The sequence below is a fragment of the Pseudalkalibacillus sp. A8 genome, assembly GCF_045920555.1.
Taxonomy (GTDB): domain Bacteria; phylum Bacillota; class Bacilli; order Bacillales; family Fictibacillaceae; genus Pseudalkalibacillus.
Genome location: NZ_CP174509.1, coordinates 3,122,343 through 3,142,448, shown reverse-complemented (window position 1 = coordinate 3,142,448; position 20,106 = coordinate 3,122,343). Strand labels below are relative to the sequence as shown.

General features: G+C 39.1%; 27 protein-coding genes and 1 pseudogene. 6 read left to right on the top strand and 22 right to left on the bottom strand.

What is annotated here, in order from left to right; all coding sequences use genetic code 11:
* Positions 1 to 464 precede the first annotated feature (464 nt).
* Complete coding sequence (locus ACJROX_RS16170; protein WP_408006243.1) at positions 465 to 1,370, top strand: LysR family transcriptional regulator; 906 nt, start codon at positions 465 to 467, stop codon at positions 1,368 to 1,370.
* Between the two features lie 102 nt (positions 1,371 to 1,472).
* On the opposite strand, the gene ACJROX_RS16165 is transcribed toward ACJROX_RS16170, so the two are convergent.
* On the bottom strand, positions 1,473 to 1,937 hold the full coding sequence (locus ACJROX_RS16165) for a 50S ribosomal protein L11 methyltransferase (RefSeq protein WP_408006242.1): 465 nt from the start codon (positions 1,935 to 1,937) through the stop codon (positions 1,473 to 1,475).
* The gene (locus tag ACJROX_RS16160; RefSeq protein ID WP_408006240.1) at positions 1,883 to 2,314 is read right to left on the bottom strand and encodes a hypothetical protein; all 432 of its coding nucleotides are present in this window, start codon (positions 2,312 to 2,314) and stop codon (positions 1,883 to 1,885) included. Before ACJROX_RS16160 ends, ACJROX_RS16165 begins: the two co-directional genes overlap by 55 nt.
* Positions 2,315 to 2,405: 91 nt before the next feature.
* On the opposite strand from ACJROX_RS16160, the gene ACJROX_RS16155 reads away from it, so the two are divergent.
* Complete coding sequence (locus ACJROX_RS16155) at positions 2,406 to 2,657, top strand: hypothetical protein (RefSeq protein WP_408006239.1); 252 nt, start codon at positions 2,406 to 2,408, stop codon at positions 2,655 to 2,657.
* A gap of 1 nt (position 2,658) precedes the next feature.
* On the opposite strand, the gene ACJROX_RS16150 is transcribed toward ACJROX_RS16155, so the two are convergent.
* The 3 genes from ACJROX_RS16150 to ACJROX_RS16140 all read right to left on the bottom strand — a co-directional run bounded on the left by ACJROX_RS16150 (position 2,659) and on the right by ACJROX_RS16140 (position 5,034).
* On the bottom strand, positions 2,659 to 3,318 hold the full coding sequence (locus tag ACJROX_RS16150) for a TVP38/TMEM64 family protein (RefSeq protein WP_408011684.1): 660 nt from the start codon (positions 3,316 to 3,318) through the stop codon (positions 2,659 to 2,661).
* Positions 3,319 to 3,441: 123 nt separating this feature from the next.
* Positions 3,442 to 3,891, bottom strand: coding sequence for a YhcN/YlaJ family sporulation lipoprotein (locus ACJROX_RS16145; protein WP_408006238.1), 450 nt, complete (start codon positions 3,889 to 3,891; stop codon positions 3,442 to 3,444).
* Between the two features lie 24 nt (positions 3,892 to 3,915).
* Positions 3,916 to 5,034 carry an MGDG synthase family glycosyltransferase gene (locus ACJROX_RS16140; RefSeq protein ID WP_408006236.1) on the bottom strand — a complete coding sequence of 373 codons (1,119 nt, stop codon included), beginning with the start codon at positions 5,032 to 5,034 and terminating at the stop codon, positions 3,916 to 3,918.
* Positions 5,035 to 5,189: 155 nt separating this feature from the next.
* Here ACJROX_RS16140 and ACJROX_RS16135 point away from each other — a divergent pair, with 155 nt between their 5' ends.
* Positions 5,190 to 5,756 (top strand): YkoP family protein, encoded by a 567-nt coding sequence (locus tag ACJROX_RS16135; protein WP_408006235.1) that lies wholly within the window; start codon positions 5,190 to 5,192, stop codon positions 5,754 to 5,756.
* A gap of 84 nt (positions 5,757 to 5,840) precedes the next feature.
* Positions 5,841 to 6,671 carry a metallophosphoesterase gene (locus ACJROX_RS16130; RefSeq protein WP_408011683.1) on the top strand — a complete coding sequence of 277 codons (831 nt, stop codon included), beginning with the start codon at positions 5,841 to 5,843 and terminating at the stop codon, positions 6,669 to 6,671.
* Between the two features lie 55 nt (positions 6,672 to 6,726).
* Here the strand turns inward: ACJROX_RS16130 and ACJROX_RS16125 are convergent, their stop codons facing one another.
* Entirely contained in the window at positions 6,727 to 7,404 is a 678-nt protein-coding gene (locus ACJROX_RS16125; RefSeq protein ID WP_408006234.1) for a GDSL-type esterase/lipase family protein, read from the bottom strand.
* A 208-nt stretch (positions 7,405 to 7,612) separates the two neighbouring features.
* Here ACJROX_RS16125 and ACJROX_RS16120 point away from each other — a divergent pair, with 208 nt between their 5' ends.
* On the top strand, positions 7,613 to 8,668 hold the full coding sequence (locus ACJROX_RS16120) for a M42 family metallopeptidase (protein ID WP_408006233.1): 1,056 nt from the start codon (positions 7,613 to 7,615) through the stop codon (positions 8,666 to 8,668).
* Positions 8,669 to 8,711: 43 nt separating this feature from the next.
* Here the strand turns inward: ACJROX_RS16120 and ACJROX_RS16115 are convergent, their stop codons facing one another.
* From ACJROX_RS16115 to ACJROX_RS16105, 3 genes are read right to left on the bottom strand one after another with little or no spacing between them, the layout of a single operon-like run.
* Positions 8,712 to 9,140, bottom strand: a complete 429-nt coding sequence (locus ACJROX_RS16115) for an NUDIX domain-containing protein (protein ID WP_408011682.1) — start codon at positions 9,138 to 9,140, stop codon at positions 8,712 to 8,714.
* Positions 9,080 to 9,334: a hypothetical protein gene (locus ACJROX_RS16110; protein ID WP_408006232.1), complete on the bottom strand. Its 255-nt coding sequence runs from the start codon at positions 9,332 to 9,334 to the stop codon at positions 9,080 to 9,082. The genes ACJROX_RS16115 and ACJROX_RS16110 overlap by 61 nt, the downstream gene beginning before the upstream one ends.
* Before the next feature lie 30 nt (positions 9,335 to 9,364).
* A complete protein-coding gene (locus ACJROX_RS16105) occupies positions 9,365 to 11,143 on the bottom strand; it encodes a PAS domain S-box protein (RefSeq protein ID WP_408006231.1) in 1,779 nt (592 codons plus the stop codon).
* Between the two features lie 261 nt (positions 11,144 to 11,404).
* On the opposite strand from ACJROX_RS16105, the gene ACJROX_RS16100 reads away from it, so the two are divergent.
* A complete protein-coding gene (locus ACJROX_RS16100; RefSeq protein ID WP_408006230.1) occupies positions 11,405 to 11,749 on the top strand; it encodes a hypothetical protein in 345 nt (114 codons plus the stop codon).
* Between the two features lie 48 nt (positions 11,750 to 11,797).
* Here the strand turns inward: ACJROX_RS16100 and ACJROX_RS16095 are convergent, their stop codons facing one another.
* The 13 genes and pseudogenes from ACJROX_RS16095 to kapB form a co-directional block, all read right to left on the bottom strand.
* Positions 11,798 to 12,322: an acyl-CoA thioesterase gene (locus tag ACJROX_RS16095; RefSeq protein WP_408006229.1), complete on the bottom strand. Its 525-nt coding sequence runs from the start codon at positions 12,320 to 12,322 to the stop codon at positions 11,798 to 11,800.
* 284 nt (positions 12,323 to 12,606) lie between these two features.
* Complete coding sequence (locus ACJROX_RS16090; protein WP_408006228.1) at positions 12,607 to 12,762, bottom strand: DUF817 family protein; 156 nt, start codon at positions 12,760 to 12,762, stop codon at positions 12,607 to 12,609.
* Positions 12,763 to 12,768: 6 nt separating this feature from the next.
* Positions 12,769 to 12,927: pseudogene (locus ACJROX_RS16085) on the bottom strand (DUF817 domain-containing protein); the annotation flags it as partial.
* A gap of 144 nt (positions 12,928 to 13,071) precedes the next feature.
* Entirely contained in the window at positions 13,072 to 14,046 is a 975-nt protein-coding gene (locus ACJROX_RS16080; RefSeq protein ID WP_408006227.1) for an HD domain-containing protein, read from the bottom strand.
* A 75-nt stretch (positions 14,047 to 14,121) separates the two neighbouring features.
* The gene (locus ACJROX_RS16075) at positions 14,122 to 14,604 is read right to left on the bottom strand and encodes a dihydrofolate reductase (RefSeq protein WP_408006226.1); all 483 of its coding nucleotides are present in this window, start codon (positions 14,602 to 14,604) and stop codon (positions 14,122 to 14,124) included.
* The gene (locus ACJROX_RS16070; protein ID WP_408006225.1) at positions 14,601 to 15,395 is read right to left on the bottom strand and encodes a thymidylate synthase; all 795 of its coding nucleotides are present in this window, start codon (positions 15,393 to 15,395) and stop codon (positions 14,601 to 14,603) included. Before ACJROX_RS16070 ends, ACJROX_RS16075 begins: the two co-directional genes overlap by 4 nt.
* Positions 15,396 to 15,534: 139 nt before the next feature.
* Complete coding sequence (locus ACJROX_RS16065; protein WP_408006224.1) at positions 15,535 to 15,798, bottom strand: sulfotransferase domain-containing protein; 264 nt, start codon at positions 15,796 to 15,798, stop codon at positions 15,535 to 15,537.
* A gap of 18 nt (positions 15,799 to 15,816) precedes the next feature.
* On the bottom strand, positions 15,817 to 16,299 hold the full coding sequence (locus tag ACJROX_RS16060; protein ID WP_408006223.1) for a sulfotransferase domain-containing protein: 483 nt from the start codon (positions 16,297 to 16,299) through the stop codon (positions 15,817 to 15,819).
* A 161-nt stretch (positions 16,300 to 16,460) separates the two neighbouring features.
* Positions 16,461 to 17,318 (bottom strand): prohibitin family protein, encoded by an 858-nt coding sequence (locus ACJROX_RS16055; protein WP_408006222.1) that lies wholly within the window; start codon positions 17,316 to 17,318, stop codon positions 16,461 to 16,463.
* Positions 17,281 to 17,451, bottom strand: coding sequence for a hypothetical protein (locus tag ACJROX_RS16050; protein ID WP_408006221.1), 171 nt, complete (start codon positions 17,449 to 17,451; stop codon positions 17,281 to 17,283). Before ACJROX_RS16050 ends, ACJROX_RS16055 begins: the two co-directional genes overlap by 38 nt.
* A 154-nt stretch (positions 17,452 to 17,605) precedes the next feature.
* Entirely contained in the window at positions 17,606 to 18,250 is a 645-nt protein-coding gene (locus ACJROX_RS16045; RefSeq protein WP_408006220.1) for a YpjP family protein, read from the bottom strand.
* 125 nt (positions 18,251 to 18,375) lie between these two features.
* A complete protein-coding gene (spoIIP, locus tag ACJROX_RS16040; RefSeq protein ID WP_408006219.1) occupies positions 18,376 to 19,566 on the bottom strand; it encodes a stage II sporulation protein P in 1,191 nt (396 codons plus the stop codon).
* A 138-nt stretch (positions 19,567 to 19,704) separates the two neighbouring features.
* Positions 19,705 to 20,097 (bottom strand): sporulation phosphorelay system protein KapB, encoded by a 393-nt coding sequence (gene kapB, locus ACJROX_RS16035; protein ID WP_408006218.1) that lies wholly within the window; start codon positions 20,095 to 20,097, stop codon positions 19,705 to 19,707.
* Positions 20,098 to 20,106 lie beyond the last annotated feature (9 nt).

The window sequence follows — 20,106 nt, the reverse complement described above, 5'->3', positions numbered from 1 at the left end:
TATTTCGTTTGGCTATTAATCCTATAGATTTATGCGATATTCACTCCCTTTCCGCGGGCGATCCGCAAGCCTCCTCGCTCTTCGCTGCGGGGTCTAGCCTAACTCGCTTTTCCCGCAGGAGTGTCGCAAATTTCGCTTGAAGAAAATTCGCTATTGCAAAATCGACAACAGGATTTAACAGCGCCTTCTTTTAAAAGATTGCTCCACTTCTTAAACGAGCGAGCAAGGTAAACTTGGTCTAATCGTTGGAAACGGAGCAATTGCATGGAATTAAGAAGAGTTATAAACTGAGCTATAACTTAAGACATCTATCCTTGATAAATTCTTACTTTTACATGTTTGGTTCGAAAATTTCTGACAAAAGGTTTGTTTTCATCTTAGGGGTTTTCTGTTATGCTTTCAATATATAAATTCGATAGAATTGATCTCATTTTGAGATTAAGCGCTTACAAGGGTTGATATACATGGAACTTAGACAAATCAAATATTTTATAAAAGTTGCAGAAATGGAACATGTCAGTGAGGCTGCAGCTGAATTACACGTTGCACAATCAGCGGTAAGTCGTCAAATTGCGAATCTTGAAGAAGAGTTAGGTGTGGATTTATTTTTCCGGGAAGGAAGAAACATCCGGTTGACCCCAGTTGGTAGGATTTTTCTGGATCATGTGAAAATCGCTGTGGTTGAGCTGGAAAAAGCAAAGCAAGAAGTTTATGAATTCCTGAATCCTGAAACTGGTACGATCCGGCTGGGATTTCCAACAAGTCTAGCAGCGAAAACCTTACCTTCAGTCATCTCGGCATTCCGTAAGGAACATCCTCAAATAGGCTTCCAACTACGCCAGGGAACTGTACCGGAATTGACCACAGCAGTGATTCAAGGACACATCGATCTTGCGTTTGTTTCCCCAGTACCTCATAAACAGACAGATGTAAAAGGACAGATCTTTTTCACTGAAAAAGTAATGGCACTGCTTCCGCTCAATCACCCCTTGGCGGATGAACCATACCTACGTCTAGTCCAATTACGTCATGAACCCTTTGTCCTGTTCCGGCAGGGGTACATCTTGAGGGATACCGTCATGAAAGCTTGTCAACAAGTCGGTTTCAACCCTCGCATCGCATTTGAAGGTGAAGATGTCGATACGATAAAAGGACTTGTTTCTGCTGGACTGGGGGTAAGTCTTTTACCTGAAATCACGCTATATGGATCAAGTGAACAAGAATGGAAGGCGATAGAAATCATCGAACCGAATGTAAAACGGACAGTTGGTATCATCATTCCGCAAAATCGGCAGCTCGCCCCATCTGAAAGGATCTTTTTTGAATTCCTGAAGCAATTTTACGATAAACTGAACCGATTCGGGGAATAAAGGAAGTATAAAGGAGAAACCCTCCAGGTGGGCTTCTCCTTTGTTTTTAAGATATTCTATCATTCCCAATATCTACGGGGTTAAGTTGAAGTGCATCGTCATCTATTCATTGCTTTTTTTCCAGTCGATCAACTGGTATCCATTGGATAAAAAGTATTCAGTGAGTTTCTCTCTGCTCCATTCTACGACGCCTGAAATAAGGAAATGAGTCACTTTACGATCAATAAAATCCTGTTTTTCAAGAATTTGAATTGTTTCATCTTTCCCTATATTAATGAATACCCAATCGATCTTCACTGGTGTATGTATTTTTTCCGCTATCAAATCTCTTTGAAAGGGATGAACATCGTTGACCTTATTCAACTCGGCGTTTGAACTCACTTCCCTTTCACAAGGCTGGATGTCAAAGGCAAGCACGGTTTCTGCACCTTTCAGTGCTGAGGCGATACTAAGAACTCCAGAACATGTGCCTACATCAATGACCGTTTTTCCGTTGAAATCATTCCCTAAAATCATTCTAAGGCAGTCTTTCGTTGTTTCATGAGCTCCGGTTCCGAACCCGCCCATTGAATCAAGTATGATCGAATGCTCAGCGGAACCGGTTTATGTCCAGGAGATATGATTTCCCAACTTTCATTGATCGGAATAATAGGAATCGTCTGTTGCCAGTCCTGGTTTCCATGCTGCTGATACGTTATTTTATCCCTTTCAATCTCCAACAGCTTACTTAATACATCAACTGTACTTTCTGGTGAAGCTGATTCACTGATGACATATAGGCATACATGCCGAGTTTCTTCTATTTTATATGCATATCTATTTTCATTCCTTGTAACTTCTATCGGTTTATCAAAATATGTATTGAAGAAACCCTCAATAGCCAGCTTTTCCATTACCTCTTCAGCTTTCAAGTAAGGTAAATCGATCATGAATTGATATTCCATAGCCCCCTCCTTTCTTCCTCGCCTTATTCGTAAAAAGTGTATGGACTTATGTAAAACTGGCGATGATGGATACTAAAAAAGGTGATTTTAAATGGAATTATACCGTATCTTCTATACATTTCGCACCAGAGATTTGAATTTTCTCACAATCACAGGAATGGATATGGTCAATCGAAAGCTTTTTTCTGTCCTGGTATATTCAGAAAATGATTCAATCGACTTGGACCATCCCCTGTCACCGGACATCCCTGGATCATTGAAACAGCTACTCATTGATGAAAAACATCAAATTGATTCAGGTTATTATGATTTGACATCTTGGAATACGAACGTTTTCCATTGAGTTACTGATCTGAATCAATCGGTAATCTAGCTTTTTTAAAGCGTTTTTTTAGAATGTAGGCTAACAAGGATACAGTGGTAAGAACAATGGATGTGATGACAATATAGGTTGGGTTACCTGATGCCAGACTGCTCCCGAAAAAATTCAATAAGAATGTCCCCGGAATCATACCAACAAAGGTTCCTGTAAGGTAAGATCGGAAACTCACATTCGACAGACCTGAAGCATAGCTAACCAAGTCAAAATTCAAAAAAGGCATTACTCTTAAGAATAGAACATAATAGAATCCTTTTTCATCGATACTTTTCTGAAGCTTCAGCGTCCGCTTCCACTTTTGAATATGAAAGTAGTGACTATACTTCCTTGCAATACCGAATGAAAGTGCTGCAGCGATAATACTTCCTGTCATCGTAAGTAATGTTCCTACTATCACACCGAAGGCAAGTCCTCCGGATATGGATAAGATTAGAAATGGAAAGAAAATGAATGGACGAAGTGAACAAAACAAAACATAGATGACTGGGGAAAAAATCCCGAAGGAAATGATCCAGTCTCTTAACTTTTCTGTATCATAATCCACATAATGCCGACCGATCCAGCCAAGAAAAATGAAAAAGGAAATGATCGAACTGTATTTCAACATTTTCATGACCATATTCATAAACAAAGCCCTTTCCCCCATAAGAGACATTGTAATGTTCCCTTCTAAGCTCGCTCTGTAATATATGGCATTTTAAATGAATGTGTACATCAATCATTCCCATGTTTACATAATAATGTTATGCTATCCTTCATCCTTCGAGAGTTTGATTAGAGATTTTATTTTCTTATGGATTTTGTCTTCACTGTACTGCTTTTCTGCATGCTTCGCTTCGAATTTATCCATTTCTAAAAATATTTTTTTATCAGGTGACACCGTAACTTCCATATCAGGATGTCTATCCTCCACTTTCTTTTTCACCTTTTTTGTAATTTCTTGAAGTTGAAAGCGGTCTACTGTTGTAACTTTTATGGCAACAAGCAGATCATTCTGGGCTTGTATGATTTTTACATCATCTACCCCCTCCATCTTTTGGATGTTCTTTTCTAATATAGTTCCCTCATTGTGGCCCATCTCCTGTGTGGTGATCGTATTTTGTTTTTCAGTTTCTTGTTTGATGTTACACCCTGCAAGAAAAGAAAAAACAGTTAAAACAATCATCCATTTCATTGCTCTTGCTTTCATTCCTATCATCGTGTCCTCACCTTTCTCTATCTGTTATTTTGTAAGCCCAATCATTCGATTGATTCGGATTAAATTCATAAATATATTGGGAAAATTCACTGGTTCGATTCTCTGATGGTATTGCTGTATTTTTTCCTGCAGCTGCCTATAATCCATTTCATTATCTAACCGGTATAGTATTTGCTTTTCAATATCTTTTTCATGTATGAAGGAAAAACACAACTGATGCTTTTTAAGGTAAGCCAGGTTGTATTCCTCTTGCCCAGGCAAGCAATCGTAGATAAATATGGGCAATCTTTTCATCAGACATTCGGAGAGCGTTACACCACCTGGTTTGGTGATGATCGCATCACTTTGTTCATACAAGTCATTCATTTCAACTTTTGATTCGATGTATGGGTAGGCAGTAATGAACTTGTTATTGAGTGATTTGATTTGGCTTAAAAGCCGATAGTTTTTTCCGCATAGGACACTATAATGGATTCTTCCTGAGGGCTGGATTGATTTAATGAAGTCGTATAACCGGCCTGTACCTAAGTTCCCACCTGAAATAATGACTCGAAAATTATTTTTCACCTGGTGTTTCCTGGGTTGGATCGGGATAATGTTTCGATCTACCGGGATACCACTTGTCACAATAAGGTGATCTTCCACCCCTCTTTGTACAAGTTCATTTCTTAAATCAGTATCAGGCACAAGATGTAAATCAATAAAGTCCTTTCCCCAGAGATTGTTAATCACAAAATCCGTATAGACATTAATAATCGGAACCTTTACAGCTCCTTGGCCTTTTAAATGGTTCAACAAGCATGATGGCAACCCATGGGTACATACGATGAGGTCTGGTTTATACCGTTCGATTATTTGCCGTATACTCTTCATAAACATTTTCTGATAAAACCTATGGGAAAAGTTATTCTCATTTCTTGATTTGGCTAATCTTTTATAGACATTACTGTAAATCGCCGGACCTGTTCTTATCCATCCTAAATAAGCATGTGATACGGCCATTTCACCTTTCCCATATACATAAGAAATCAATTCGATCTTTTCACAATCAAATACTTCTCTTAATTCACGGCTAATTGTGTCTGCAACATGATGGTGTCCTGATGAAATTGTTAAAAGCGGCATAATTAAGACTTTATTCATTGATACTTAACTCTTCTCTTTTTTTAAACTTATTGTTTGGGAAAAAGCTAAAAACATTCCTTTGGTTTTCTAACCTGTTATTACCATCTTTACATCGGAATCTGCAGGTAAAAATAATGGGGACGAAAAATTGTATTTTGTAAGGAGTTATGGAAATGGAAATAATAAGAAGCTATGCAATTTCAATATGGAGCTTATGGGACCCATTATATTATTCGCTTACACGATTAACATATATCGAAAAAGGAGAACCGGCTAAATGCGTGTTCAGAGTCCGCCTGACAAAATACAAAGGCTCACCTACATTATTGAATGATGGTACCCAAATCAACAAAAATGATCTACTGGTAAAAATCCACCTTCATAATGTCCGCCTTCTCCAAGAGATGCGTCAGTCAACCAATGATTTTCAAAAAGTGATTCAAATGTATCGGCATGTCCAACAGTCAATGCCATTTTTAGCCGCTTATGTAAAGGGGCATGAACAATACGGCGAGATTAAAGGGATCATTGGTATAACACTCCTCAATGAAGGGACAAAGAAACTTGGATTCGAATCATTCTCATTAAAGAGCAAGCTTTACCGTATGTTTAAACTTACCTCCCTTTTACCGATCTATTTGTTGTTTAACCAAAATAAACATGCTATTTTCGGTACTGAGCCAAGGTATTTGATGATGTCCAAAGAACAGCTTATTGAGCGATATCACAGTAAAAACTGAGGCTTTACAACATTTACCGGTTCCAATCCTCTCCCAATTACCTATAATTGTATATGGGAGGGGATTACATTGTTTATCGGAATGATGGTTATACTTTTTTTATTTATTGGACTTTTTAAAGCTTATAAGAATACAAAAGATGTAAACTTGAAAAGAATTGAAATAAAGAGCATGGATTCAAAGCCGCAAACAAACTTAAGAATCTTACAGATATCTGATATGCACCTTGAGAACATCTCAATATCACCTGAAAAAATTTATCATACATTAAAAGATGAAAAGATTGATCTAATCGCGCTCACAGGAGATTATCTCGATCGTAAACGGACTTTAACCAAGCTTCCTGATTATCTGAAGGTCTTCAAAAAGCTTGATCCGACTTATGGGATCTACGCTGTATTCGGTAATCACGATTATGTATTAAAAGGAAAATCATTCAATAAGCTTGAAGAGATATTGAATGAATATGATTGCAAAACGTTGCGAAATGAGTATGAGCTCCTCAATGTTGATGGCCATTCAATCAATCTGATCGGAATTGACGATTATGGGACTGGGAATAGTGATGTAGAAAAATCCTATAAAGGGTTGCCTGTTTCAGATTACAACTTAGTACTCACCCATGACCCGAATATCGTATTGGAACTTAATCAAAGTCATTTTGATTATTTGCTATCCGGTCATTTCCACAATGGGCAAATCCATTGGCCAAAGCCTTTTCACCTTGCTAAGATGGGTAAATTAGCTCGTCAAAAGATCATACAGGGACTTCATCATATGTATGAAAAACCTTTTTATATAAGTGAAGGATTAGGACAAACAGGAATCAACATCCGTGTAGGTTCACGTCCAGAAATGACAATCCATGAAGTAGAGATCACTAAATCTAAAGCATCAAGTAATGCCGCGTCATAAAACAAAGCTGATTTAAGTCTAAGTCACGTAGAAATAGGCTTATAATCAGCTTTTTTTAATCGAAAATCGAAAAGAGGAACTTTTTTTTATTCCGCCTTAATAATGGGTCATATCCTAAGGATGCAAGTTCATCAGCAATGATTTTATAGCCGTAACCATTTGGATGCATTCCATCAATCGAGAGGACATTTCCACCCCCCTTTTTAAATGCCTCATAAATATTTGCAACCTTAAGATTGTCAGACTGAAACCTTTCAAGACGATGATTGAATGTTTTAATCCAGGTGTCACTGTATGAGAGAAATGGAAATGGATTGTATAAACCGACCAAACGAATGATATAAGGCATATCGGAATCTTCTTTAATATTATAGATTTGTTGAATCAGCATGGCGATGTTTTTCATGATTTTTTTTATGACAGTCGGGAAAACATTCTGATCGTTTGTAATAAAATAGGTCCTTGCTGCTTTCTTCAAATCATTACCACCCGCTGTGATCGTAATGACGTCAGCATTGAAAACGGCATCTCTTACATTGTCTTTGGATAGGAAGTCCAAAATCTGTTTAGTAGTAGCACCGTTTCTGGCAAATACAGTACGTATGACTTTGCGGTTTGATGCACCTTCTAAAGACTCGCTGTAGCGTGATACAAAGCCTGGGGAAAAAAGAGTGCCTACCCCTGCAGTCAGGGAATCCCCCAATGCTGTGTACCTTAATTTATTTTCGTCCATTGACGTTCACCTAATGTATATTTGAATGTGTTCATATTAATTTATGTACTTGCCAGTTGTATGATATGGACAACCGTTTAAGTGGGGAAAATTGTGCAATATTACTAGTAGGCAGCGGTTATGTTGGAGACTAGATTAAAGTGATTTCCTTATTTTCGATTTTTCAGTTATGATGTTAGATAGGCAGAAGTTTTAGGAGGTCCAACATATGAAACAAGAATCACAACAATTTCTAAAGGAATTGCTTTCAACTCCGTCCCCATCAGGGTTTGAAATGAAAATTCAACGTAAATGGATTGACTATGTTCAATCATTTGCAGATAAAATCGAGACAGATAATGTCGGGAATGCTTACGGTGTCATTAATTCTGATGCTCCATTCAAGGTATTGATCGCAGGACACTGTGATGAAATCGGTTTTATGATCAATCGCATTGATGAAAGCGGTTTCTTGCACTTCACAAAGCTCGGTGGAATAAGCCATAAACCAGCGATCGGAATGAAGGTCGAGATTTTAGGGAATCAACAAACGGTTACAGGAGTCATCGGAGTAAATGCAGAGCACCATGGTGGGATTAAGGATGACTATGGATTCGAGGATTTGTACATAGATTGTGGGGCAAGAAGTAAAGAAGAAATGGAGAAGTTTGTGCAAGTCGGTGATCTAGCCATTTATAAGCGTGAGATGGAGTTTTTACTTAATAATAGGATCAGCGGCCGTGGACTTGATAATCGAACTGGAGCCTTCATCGTAGCTGAGGTACTTAAAAGGTTATCAGAGAAAAATCCAGAAGTCGGTGTTTATGCAGTCAGTACTGTAAATGAAGAGACGAATATGGGTGGTGCCTATTTCGCAGCTTCACAGGTCCAACCTGATTTTGCCCTTGCTGTAGATGTAACGTTTGCAACCGATTATCCTGGGGTGAACAAAAATAAGCATGGTGACATCCGATTGGATCATGGTCCTGTCCTCGCCAAAGGTGCACCAATCCATTTCAAATTGAATAATATGCTCGAAGAAACGGCTCGTAAGCATAACATCAATGTCCAATATGAACTTACTCCCCGCGTTACAGGTACTGATGCTGACCGGATGAGATTGACTGGAAAAGGGGTACCGATCGCATTAGTCTCTCTTCCACTCCGATATATGCATTCGCCTGTCGAAACAGCCAGTCTTCGAGACATTGAAGATGAGATTACTTTAATCACAGAAATGATCGCTTCACTTGGACTGAATGAAAACTTGAATCCAATTTATTAATAGAAAAAAAGGAGATGGACCGTATCGCGGCATCTCCTTTTTCTCATTCATACAGATACTTTCGAATCATCTTAGTAATTCGTTTGAAATAGTCAAAATGAGGAACGAAATGTGATCTGTCTACATTCATCCTAAAAGGCTTGTTATTACCAGAAGGGCCTAACTTAAACCCATCTACCTCGAGTTTGTGAATACTACCTTTCCAGAAATCTTGAAAAGAATCGAATTCGGCCTTTACGATTCCACACACCTCTTCTGGCTGTAGTGTGAAATCCTCCATCCTCAATGGATTGTCATACAGGTATACGTGTGCAATCTCTTTATCGATAAAGTCATCATTAGTCACAGAATATTCAACTTCTCCGAGGGCCTTTAATTCATCCATCTCAGCCCGTATTCCGATCTCTTCTTCTAGTTCCCGAATGCCGTCGTGGATGGTCTCATTTGCAAGAATATGACCTGCAGCCGTAATATCAAGTAAATTCGGGTAATCCTTCTTCTTCTCACTTCGGATCTGTAAGTAAATATAATACTTCCATCATTCGAACTGATAAGCCAGCAGTGAAAGGTATCGTGCCAGTATCCAAGACGGTGTACTTCTTCCCTTGTTGCTACCCCTAAAAGCTTTCTATCATCGTCATATATGTTCAACAGTTCTGACTCCAATGTCCTTCCCCCAAATTGAAAAAAGATGTATCAAAAATCTATCGGAAGTTTGATGGTTACAATAGTTCCTGCCTGGTCTTCACTTGTAAAATGGATTATTCCTTTATGATTATCGATGATCTTTTGACTGATCATCAATCCTAGTCCAGTTCCAGTATTTTTGGTAGTAAAGAAAGGTGTGCCAATTTTCTCGAGATTTTCTTCCGGGATTCCACATCCCTCATCTTTTATATTTATACAGATGTATTGGTCCTCTTTCCTTAATGTTATAGATACATTCCCACCAGGTGAGGTCGCTTCTATTGCATTTTTAATAAAGTTAAGGAACGCTTGCTTCAGCTGATTTTCATCCCCATGGATCAGCGGTAACCCATCCCCGAAATCTGTGGTGATTTCTATGTTTTCCATCACCGCTTGGCTCTCCACAAGAGTTAAAAGATTATTTAACAGGATGTTGATAGAAGTTTTTTTGAAATGGGATGTATGCGGTTTTGCGATCATCAAAAATTCACTAACAATCACATTGATCCGCTCCAACTCTGAAAGCATCAGCTTATAATAATGTTTTTTCGATTCTTCACTGTTCGAATGAAAAAATTGAAGGAAACCCTTCAATGATGTCAGCGGGTTACGGATTTCATGGGCGATACTCGCTGCCATCTGGCCAATGACTGCAAGTTTATCGGAATTCCTTAGTAATTCTTCAGTTTCCTTTCGTTCTGTCAGATCTCTGATTACTGTCACTATGGAGTTGATCTCACCTGAATGATTGGTTACAGGTGTGCAATGAGCTTCTAACATGATCCAGTGCCCATCCTTATGTAATTCTCTGTATTCAAAGTTAATCGGATGCTTGGTCTCCATCAATTTTTCCAAATGTGTTTTTACTTTTGGTAAGTCATCTGGATGGACAAAACAAAAGCCGTCCTCTTTAATATAATCTTTCTCTTCTCTGCCAAGTATCAATTGGTGAGACGGGGAAGCGAAAGTAATCTTACCACCTAAGTCTCTTACACGAATCATATCCCCAGTATTTTCTGCTATTAATCGATACTTAGCTTCACTTTCACGGAGCTCCATGGTCGCCTTCTTCCGTTCGGTAATATCACGAAGGATATTGGCTATTGCTATCATTTTTCCCTTTTGGTCAAAAATCGGCGAATAGGTGATGGCTACATTGATCAGTTTTCCATCTTTCCTTTTTCGTACTGTTTCATATTCGACGACTGATTTCCCGGACCTTACTTTCCTCTGCAGGAATTCAACCTCTTTCCGATAGCTTTCGTCTGGAATTGTGATGACTTTGTTTCCAAGCAATTCTTCTTTCGTGTAAAGGAAAATATCTTCTGTAGCTCGATTCAATTTTACGATATTCCCTTCCATATCGAAAAGTCCAATTGCATCAGATGAATGGTTGATAAAGGATTCCCAATATGCCTTTTCAGACTTTAGTTGCTCGAATTCTTCCAATTGTTCGGTTCGATCCTTCGCTTGAATAAACCGTCCCATTACTTGATTATGTTTTATTATAGGGATACTGTTTAATTCCAAATTCCTTAATGATCTATCGTCTTCCAAAGTTCCGGTGAAGCTATGTGTCTCAAGTGACCTCATGCTATCGAAGAAACTTGATTCATCATCTAACGATAGGATTTGTGAAATTGAGGCGTATAAACTATGTTCATAGTTGTGAGGTGATAAAGTTTGACATGCAGAATTCATGTGAAGGATCATCCCTTCAAGGTTTACTGCCCAAATAGCATCACTGCTATAGTCAAACAAACATTGATACGTATCTGTTGGTATCATTTGTTGTAAGTCTTTTAATTCCGAGGTGCTTAATCGTTTATTAACATGCATAATTAAAGGTACCTCACTGAATATATTTATAGTCCATAATACATAGTTTGACATTGTTTGTTCATAACCTCTTTTTTAAAGAGATAAATTTTGTGATTATTTGTCGAAAATATTAAACTTCTGTCGTTGTATAGTGTAATTGAAAAAAGTTTAGGTGATCATTTAGAAAGGGAATGGTATCCATAATAACACAACAAAGAGGTGGTTATCATGAAAGACCGAAAAATCTATTATGTGTCACCTAAAGGCGATGTGTTTCCAATCAAGACAGACCAAAGTCTACAGTTATTCGAGATAAAAGCTACCGAAAATGAACTGAATCAATTTAGAGTTGCCGTTGAGCAGTTTAATTCTTCAGAGGATGCTGAAAAAGAGGATTTCTGGTCCCTCGCCCACTTCAAAGAGAAGGAAGTGGATAAAGACAGAAATATAACCCATAGTAAACTCCTTGAAGTTTATAAGTGGATTTATACGTTAGGAACGCCGAAGACGAAATTAGAGATTGAAAGGATGAACGTATTACCATCTTTAAACGAAAAACCTACATTCAGGTAATTTACAGTAAAAAGGGGCTAACCATTTTCGGTTAGCCCCTTTTTTGCTTCATAACTTTTCCCAAGGTTTTTCTGTTCCGAATTTCTTTGCGAGCTGTTTACTTTCATCTCTTCTCTTTCTCCGTCTCTCAGCACGTTTCGCTGCTCCTTCAAACAACCATTTTTCTTCCTCCGATTCAGGAACTACATTCGGAACCGGACTGGGGTTGCCATTTTCATCAATTGCAACAAATGTCAGAAAAGAAAGTGCGCAAAGTTGTCGTTCACCCGACAGCAAGTTTTCAGCGATGACTTTGACGAACACTTCCATAGACGTCCTATGTGTCCAGGAAACGAACGCTTCCAAACATACGGAATAACCTTCTTTAATCGGGTGTAAAAAGTCTACCGAATCGCTGGATGCAGTGACAACGTTTTGCCGGGCATGTCGCGTTGCTGCGATTGCAGCAACATCATCAATGTGTGCCATCAATTTTCCCCCGAACAAGGTCCCATGTGTATTTGTATCTGGAGGAAGCACATGACTGCTTTTAACTGTTCTTGACTCACTTACTCTCTTCTCTTTCAGCGTCATTTTCCATGCTCCTTATCGGATATTCTATATCTATCATTTACGTGGTCCTCATATCTCATACATTACATTAATCGCAATAGATTAAACCCGCTTAATCATTCAATTCATATACTAAGCTTGAACGAAGAAGAGCCTTTCAGCGTATCTATGATATGGTCCCTACAATTATCTGTAGTAAAATGGGATCTTACTATACAATGGATCATGTTTACTTCTGAAACATTAGTCCTGATTTTAAATGAAACGCACGTACGAAGAACTAATATAAACAGAAAGAAAATCAGTCACCATCTTAGGTCGATGATGTAATGATGTGTAAAAAAGTTAAGGTAAATCAACGTATGAAGCAGTAGAGACAAACGGGAATCAGGCCATCGGTTGATTTTCAAGTTCAGACGCCTCCACGCCTGGCACATATAACTTGACACACTTGTATACATGAATCGCTATATATCGGTACTTCGATCCTCTGGATAAGTCAAGATTTGAGCTGTAATACCAATCAGCAGCAATATACCATATCGAGGTATCAACAAGTTTTCACTGAATGTTTTCGTGACAAATAGACTTGTAAAAATAATGAGAGGGAAAACACAGGACATCCCCTGCTGGTAGGTAACCCATAAAGATCTTTGAACTTCCTTTCAATAGCGACTTCCCCTTCATACATGATATTTCCTATTTTTTACCATGTCGTTTCTTATTGATTATCCTTTTATTAATATATAATAAGTACGGTACGTGAAATTTTATGAACTGATTACTTTTATTTTGACTCCTTTTAATGCTCGTTCCCGTGCGATCTGGTTTGTTTTTCTGATTTTTTCTGAGCATTCACTGATAGGCTTACTATACTTTCCATCAAAATGGTCGGGATCAACAAGCCTTACTTTATTCCGAATATGTATCGAGTAATCTTCGGAACTTTCAATGACCTCAACGCTTGCATTCAACTTGCTCAGCTCCTTTTGTATTGCTTCATCTCCGCTCCTGGTCAAAATTTGTAAAAGTTCCTCATCTGTTTTCAGGAAATCATCTTTGTTAATGATCTCTTTTTCAAAAGCTGATCCCAATATTTCCGCCATCTTATGGTTGCTATAAATATTCAAAGGGTTCAAGAAAAAGTCCAGTACTTCTTTATAATATACTTGGACGAACCATTCTCCGGCTTCGCAAGTGGTTACGTGAATCTTTCCTTTACAAAAGGTCAGAGTGTTTATAAAGTTTTCCACTTCCCTTTTAGAAATTTCCCCGTACTCATAGAGATCTCTTAATGTGTAATCAATACGGTCGGCACAGAGATGAGGAGCTGACTGTTCTAGAATCGGCCAATTCGAATCATCTAAGATATCTTCTAGGCAATAATTTTGGTTATGAAGCAAATCAGGAATCTCTGAGTCAATTATGATTGAATGTTTTATTTGTTCATGATAATCCTCATTTTCCATTTTCAACACTTGATCGACCACATGTGAGAAAGCTGTGTGGGAAACATCGTGTAGGAGTCCTGCAATTTGCTCTTCAATCGTACCGCCTAATTTCCTGATAAGCAGCATGACACCGATCGAATGGTCGAATCTCGTATTGCTCCACCTCGGGTTCACGAGATAACTGGCTCCGTTTTGATGGACATATTTTAAACGCTGGACTGCATCTGTATGGATCAACTTCTCCAAAATAGGATCTATCGTGAAAATTCCATAAAGACGGTCTTCAATATACAAAACGAATCACCTCAAGAATGATAGAAAAGTGCCAGACGCCTCTATAAAAAGGGAGTCAGGCACTTTACAGGATGTTTATTTCCCTTTCCGTTCGTAAATCATGAAATAATAATCATAAGGGTTCTTTTCATTTTTAATCCCTTTTTCTTTTGACTTAAGTTCCCATTCAGATTCATCGATTTCTGGGAAAAACGTATCTCCATCGAATTCCTCATCGATGTAAGTCAAATAAATACGTTCAGCCCTGTCAAGGACTTGCTTGAATACGTTTGTCCCGCCAATGACAATCTGTTCATCACCATCTTGCTGAAGAGCTTCGTCTATTGAATGGGTTACGATACATCCTTCAGCTTGATAGTTTTTATCATTTGTAACGATGACATTTTTTCGGTTCGGTAACGGTTTACCTATTGATTCATACGTTCTTCTACCCATGATGACCGTATGTCCCGTCGAAACACGTCTGAACCATTTCAAATCCTCTGGCAAATGCCAAGGAAGATCATTATCTTTTCCGATCACACGATTCTTCCCCATTGCAAGCAGTAACGAAATCATACGGAAACAGCCCCTTTGATATGAGGATGCGGATCATAGTTTTCTAAAGTGAAATCGTCATATTTGAAGTCAAAGATGGACTTTACTTCAGGATTGATCTTCATAGTCGGAAGCTCTCTAGGCTCCCTCGCTAATTGCAGGTTCACTTGGTCAAGATGATTCAAATAAATATGTGCATCACCGAATGTATGGACAAATTCTCCTGGTTCCAAATCACAAACCTGTGCAATCATCATCGTCAATAACGCGTAAGACGCAATGTTAAAGGGCACTCCTAAAAAAGTGTCCGCGCTGCGCTGATAGAGCTGACACGATAACTTTCCATCTGATACATAGAACTGAAAGAGGCAGTGGCATGGGGTCAATGCCATCTCTTCAAGCTCTCCTGCATTCCATGCATTGACGACCAATCTTCTGGAGTCGGGGTTCTTTTTGATCTCTTCCACCACTCTCGAGATCTGGTCAACCGTCCCGCCATCAGGCTTTGTCCAGGATCGCCATTGTTTTCCGTATACTGGGCCGAGATCACCATTTTCGTCTACCCACTCGTTCCATATACGTACACCGTTTTCTTGCAGGTATTTGACATTTGTATCACCCTTTAAAAACCAGAGCAATTCATGGATGATCGATCTCAAATGAAGCTTTTTCGTCGTAAGCAACGGAAATCCCTTTTGCAGGTCGAAACGCATCTGATATCCAAAAACACTGATCGTCCCGGTCCCTGTCCGGTCTTCTTTTTTCACGCCGTTCTCTAAGATATGACGGCATAACTCTTTATACTGTTCCATCTAACCCCTCTCTTTCACTTAGGCTGTCTCAATTATAGCAGAACAAGATTTCAGTAGGTAGGTATGAGTTCAGATGACATAGGAGCTCAAATGGGACTCGTATTTGTACCAATACTGATTGTAGCCATAAGATATAATTTTACCATTCTAAATCTTTTTCATATCCTAATTCGATGAGAAGGGAACCTGCTACTTCTTTGAAAGCGTTAGTTACTTCTAGATCAAATTCATTTTTCCAATCACCGATCAGACCTTTCCGGAAGGTAATGGACTTTGAAGGATTTACATTTTTTATCATTTGTTCGACAAGTAAGGATTTCGTATCCGTATCTAATGAGGACCCGTATAAGAAGCCAACGATTTCATTTACAATCTTATTCTGGGAATCAGTATTGCATGTCAACTCCTCAAAAGTGAAATGCTAAGTGTTCGGAGCATTGAACCAACCCATATATCTTCGATAAAAACGGTTGATATCATCATATTTGGAATTTTTCATTCCACGGATGATGGTTAAATAGCGTTCTTTATCTGTCTTCAGATCGTTCACAATATAGGATGTAATCGGACTTAAATTCGGGAACTTCTTCATGAACGGAACATAGGAAACTACAATATCCCGAGGGTCTCTGCTGATGATCAGCTGCTTCATATTAAGTTCCTTGAATATTCGAACCCATTCTTCAGAGTAAACAATATGTCCTGCCCCAAATTGATTTTGCTGCAAACTCCGTAGTCTGGATGCCTTCTCCTGCTCGAAATGCCCATAAATCGTATGATTCACAAGATTATGTGAAATTCCAGGTATACCTAATACAAGTTGTTTCACTAAATTGGTGCCACTCTTGGGTATGGAATTGGAAAAGAATGCAGGAAGTGGTTTACCTATACTCAATGCTATCACCGCTTTGTTACTCGTATTGAATTATCTTATGTCACTTGATCACATCGTTCTCCTGTTCCTTTGAAAAGGATCCTAATTGGACTCCAAACTGTTTAAAGTACAACAAAAATCCCCCCATGTATCTATCATGAGGGGACCAATTTGAAGTCATTTCGTATTAGTTAGTTGTTTTGTTGACTTTGAGCCGGTTCGTCTTCAAGCGGGATTTGAATGAGATTACCTGTTCCAGTTGCTTTCGGCATTTTTCCATCCCACTTCTGGATCCACATGTATTGGATCACTTCAGATGTCATCGATTCATTGATGATATTGTTATAATCGGCAGTCGCTTCTGCTTCAATCCGTTTCTTTTCAGCCTCGGCTTCTGCGATTTTCAATTCAGTCTGTTTACGTTCTAGCTCTTGAGAAGCTTTTACCCTTGCATCAATCGCTTCTTGTGTAGCTTCGTCAGGTTTCGGAACACCGATTGTCAAGTCATCAATGATGAAACCTAGATCACCGACATCTTCTGAAAAGACTTTCTGTACATCCATACCGGCTGCCGAAGACTTTTGTCCATACGTATCAATGACGGAGTAATTTGCTATCGCCTTACGCCCAGCATCCCATAGTCTTGTTCTCAAGTAAGTCGATTCGATTTCCTTAACTGGTACCGGACCGAATTTATTGAACAGCTCAACGACCTTATCTGGTTGTATGCTGTAGTTATACGCAAAGTCCATCGTTATATTCTTTCCATCTGAAGTAGCCACCTGGATATCCTGGTACTCGACTGTTTGCATCCTGACCGGGTATTCCGTGATCTTATCGAAGAGGCCGACGATGTGCCAGCCCTGGCCTAACGTATCCTCTTGCACCCCACCGTTTGGACTGTATACGACACCGACATAGCCATTCGGAATCCTTTGGATGAAAAATGTTGCCATTACCACAACCAATGCGATTGTAATCCCAACGATAATTCCACCGATGAGCTTACGGTTATTTTTCTTCTTTTCTGGCATCTGTACTGTTTCCATTCTCTGGATCCCCCCAAAAGTTCTTGTACTTCTTGGCAGCTTTCCCTACCTTTGTATATGTTGGTGACAACAAGAGCCATAGACCAATGCATAGTAAAATGACGACTATGACTGACCCGATAAACACCTTCATGTCATCTCCTCCTATCCCTAATAATTACGTGCGAATTACAAAAAAGTTTCATTTATGTAAAGAAAAAATGATTATATCTTTATTCTAGGTTATTAGCAAAGATAAAAAATAAGCATGCATTATGTTAAATGCACGCTTATCTCACTTAAAATATTTAACTCATCCAATTTGGAGGTGTATTACGGTCCCAATAGATGCTTCCTAATTCATGATGGGATGCGAAATCATCTCGAGCGTCATGATAGTGAAATGAAAACCAGTGGCCCTGCCCTGGAGGATTTTCTCTACGAACATGAAGACGGAAGACGTCTTTGCCTGTGACAGCGTTTTTGATGTGAAAGATCTTTTCGCCCTTACCTTTTGTAGGACGGTCGCTGATTGAAAGGCTCCGAATCGTTTCTTCGTCTAATTTCGAGCTTAACTGGCCGATCGTTTCTTCGATCTTAGGTAGGATAACGGCCCGGAATTCTTCCCCGCGCTTTGACTCGATCCGTTCACCGAATTTTTCTTTCGTCTGTTCCGTTGCTTGGATGACCGTATAAGTCACGAAAGCTTCCTGAAGATCTTCAGTATCTTCATATGCAGACGCGATTTCATTCCATGAAGCAGTCTGGAAGTCCGGTTCAGGAGCTTTTTCGATACTTGGTTTTACAAGTTCCTTTTCTTCGATATAGTTAGCTGTAGATTCAGCAGTCGCTTTTTCATCACTATCCGCCAGGAGATGCGGTGGTGGTGAAACGGTTCCTAGTGTAAAAACCGTGATCAAAACGACGAGCGTTTTCCTTAACCAAACAGGCATCCTAACCAACCTCAGTCTCTTAAGTATTTGCTATTCCCATTTTCTCATAGACTTCAGCATCCATCCCGATGTAAATTCGAGAAAATTGTGAATGATTTTTCATCATTTACTGTATTCGCTAAAAATCACTGCCCTCCTGCATTGACTTTTTCATCTTTCCAATAATATTCTGCGAACACTTCAGCAAAGGCTTCCGTTGATCGCTGGATTTCTTCCAAGTTGTTATCAACTCCACCGACTTCCAACAATGCAGCCTGATCAGACAAGTCTTGGTTGTATATACCGTTCCCTTCAGTCTTTGATTTCAAGATAACTCCTCTGCTAAGTCCCGGATATTTTTCCTTTAATAAATGGTGTAATTCTTCTGCTAATTGTAGGTTCTTTTCATAATCCGGATTCGCTTTTCCGATGACAAACATCAACTTCGCATAGCTCTTCCCATTGATTTCCACTGTGGTTTTATCTCTTCTCTGAGAGTCCCGGTGCAAGTCGAATGAAAATGTTATATCTTTGTTGTCTGCAACAGCCGTTTGGACAATTTCCCTTGACAGTTGATAAGCGTTCCCATGGTTCCAGCCTCGATCCTTCAACTTTTCCCCTATATTGCTACGGTCTTGCTGAACGCCTATACCTCGTTGTTCCAGTTCATTTGCCAACATTCCCCCAACACGGATCATATTTGCCTCTGGGTTGGAACTGTTTGCATCATCCGATACTTCAGCGCCTTTCAATAATGGTAAAAAGGATTCGTAGGAATGGGACTGATACAGATAGACGACCTTCCGTCCGTTGGTTGTCATATCAGGTTTTGGAGTTTCTTCTGATTCCTCTACTTTCAACTTTTCCTCTGCTACTTCCCTTTCCTTTAAAAGAACATCTAGCGGTGGAGCTGATTCTATCGGTAATGTTGTATAATCTGTCCCCTCTCCTGCAACGACGATTTCCGTATCGAATATCGCAAAGCCTGGTAGTTCCCGTCCTAGAAGTGAACGAATATCACCAGGTTTGATATTGGTCGCCAACTCAAAGGATAAGCTTTGAATCGAAGGAGGCTTATAGGAATTCGGTAGTCCTTGCTGGAAATATGGATTGACTGTCCCCATAAAAGCCACCAGTTGTTCTGTGGAAAAAATGTGAAGGGTACCTTTCAGTGAACTGGATTGAAACCGTTTTTCAAAAAAAGAAGAGGCTAATATCGATACAGTGACGAATAATACAAGCACAATCACAGCAAAGAAAAATACCCGCTTCAGAAAGGTTTCGTTTTGTGGTTTTTTCAATTTATATAAAAGGCGATCTTTTTTCATCATTGACATTCAATCCCTTTCAAACAGTGTCATATCCTATGAATATGTACAAGTAAGAAAAAGTAGAAGTCATTTTTCTCTCAGCACGAGTTTTTTGATAGAACAAAAAACCGTATCAGCATTGGACTGATACGGTAATCTCCGATGTTAATCTATATTCTTTTCATAACCTTTTAATAGAATTTCAAGTTTTTGATAGGATAGTTTAGCATACTCACTATCATCTTTCACTAGTTTCGCCATTTGGTCCTTAATCGCCTTGATCAATGAAAAGTGGTAATCAGGAATTTCATCTTCAAAAGGTTTGATGCTTGATAAGGGTACCAGCGCTTTTTCAGTATGGGCGAGCGCCCTTCTTTCGTGGAAAAGCTGGACATCAACCTGGTTCGGTGCATGTAGATCCCCTTGTCTAGGATGAGCAATGACTGCTAAAACTTTTACGACTGCTTTATCCAGTTTCGGCTTAATATCTATGATTTCACCTACGTAACGTCCTGTTTTATAAGAAGCTGTCACTTTATCTCCAATCTCTATCGTCATGGCAACCAC

Coding starts and splice junctions, on each gene's coding strand:
- ACJROX_RS16170 (WP_408006243.1), top strand. CDS start 465: ATGGAACTTAGACAAATCAAATATTTTATAAAAGTTGCAGAAATGGAA.
- ACJROX_RS16165 (WP_408006242.1), bottom strand. CDS start 1,937: ATGGGCGGGTTCGGAACCGGAGCTCATGAAACAACGAAAGACTGCCTT.
- ACJROX_RS16160 (WP_408006240.1), bottom strand. CDS start 2,314: ATGGAATATCAATTCATGATCGATTTACCTTACTTGAAAGCTGAAGAG.
- ACJROX_RS16155 (WP_408006239.1), top strand. CDS start 2,406: ATGGAATTATACCGTATCTTCTATACATTTCGCACCAGAGATTTGAAT.
- ACJROX_RS16150 (WP_408011684.1), bottom strand. CDS start 3,318: ATGAATATGGTCATGAAAATGTTGAAATACAGTTCGATCATTTCCTTT.
- ACJROX_RS16145 (WP_408006238.1), bottom strand. CDS start 3,891: ATGATAGGAATGAAAGCAAGAGCAATGAAATGGATGATTGTTTTAACT.
- ACJROX_RS16140 (WP_408006236.1), bottom strand. CDS start 5,034: ATGAATAAAGTCTTAATTATGCCGCTTTTAACAATTTCATCAGGACAC.
- ACJROX_RS16135 (WP_408006235.1), top strand. CDS start 5,190: ATGGAAATAATAAGAAGCTATGCAATTTCAATATGGAGCTTATGGGAC.
- ACJROX_RS16130 (WP_408011683.1), top strand. CDS start 5,841: ATGGTTATACTTTTTTTATTTATTGGACTTTTTAAAGCTTATAAGAAT.
- ACJROX_RS16125 (WP_408006234.1), bottom strand. CDS start 7,404: ATGGACGAAAATAAATTAAGGTACACAGCATTGGGGGATTCCCTGACT.
- ACJROX_RS16120 (WP_408006233.1), top strand. CDS start 7,613: ATGAAACAAGAATCACAACAATTTCTAAAGGAATTGCTTTCAACTCCG.
- ACJROX_RS16105 (WP_408006231.1), bottom strand. CDS start 11,143: ATGATACCAACAGATACGTATCAATGTTTGTTTGACTATAGCAGTGAT.
- ACJROX_RS16100 (WP_408006230.1), top strand. CDS start 11,405: ATGAAAGACCGAAAAATCTATTATGTGTCACCTAAAGGCGATGTGTTT.
- ACJROX_RS16095 (WP_408006229.1), bottom strand. CDS start 12,322: ATGACGCTGAAAGAGAAGAGAGTAAGTGAGTCAAGAACAGTTAAAAGC.
- ACJROX_RS16090 (WP_408006228.1), bottom strand. CDS start 12,762: ATGTATACAAGTGTGTCAAGTTATATGTGCCAGGCGTGGAGGCGTCTG.
- ACJROX_RS16075 (WP_408006226.1), bottom strand. CDS start 14,604: ATGATTTCGTTACTGCTTGCAATGGGGAAGAATCGTGTGATCGGAAAA.
- ACJROX_RS16070 (WP_408006225.1), bottom strand. CDS start 15,395: ATGGAACAGTATAAAGAGTTATGCCGTCATATCTTAGAGAACGGCGTG.
- ACJROX_RS16055 (WP_408006222.1), bottom strand. CDS start 17,318: ATGGAAACAGTACAGATGCCAGAAAAGAAGAAAAATAACCGTAAGCTC.
- ACJROX_RS16050 (WP_408006221.1), bottom strand. CDS start 17,451: ATGAAGGTGTTTATCGGGTCAGTCATAGTCGTCATTTTACTATGCATT.
- ACJROX_RS16045 (WP_408006220.1), bottom strand. CDS start 18,250: ATGCCTGTTTGGTTAAGGAAAACGCTCGTCGTTTTGATCACGGTTTTT.
- spoIIP (WP_408006219.1), bottom strand. CDS start 19,566: ATGTCAATGATGAAAAAAGATCGCCTTTTATATAAATTGAAAAAACCA.
- kapB (WP_408006218.1), bottom strand. CDS start 20,097: ATGACGATAGAGATTGGAGATAAAGTGACAGCTTCTTATAAAACAGGA.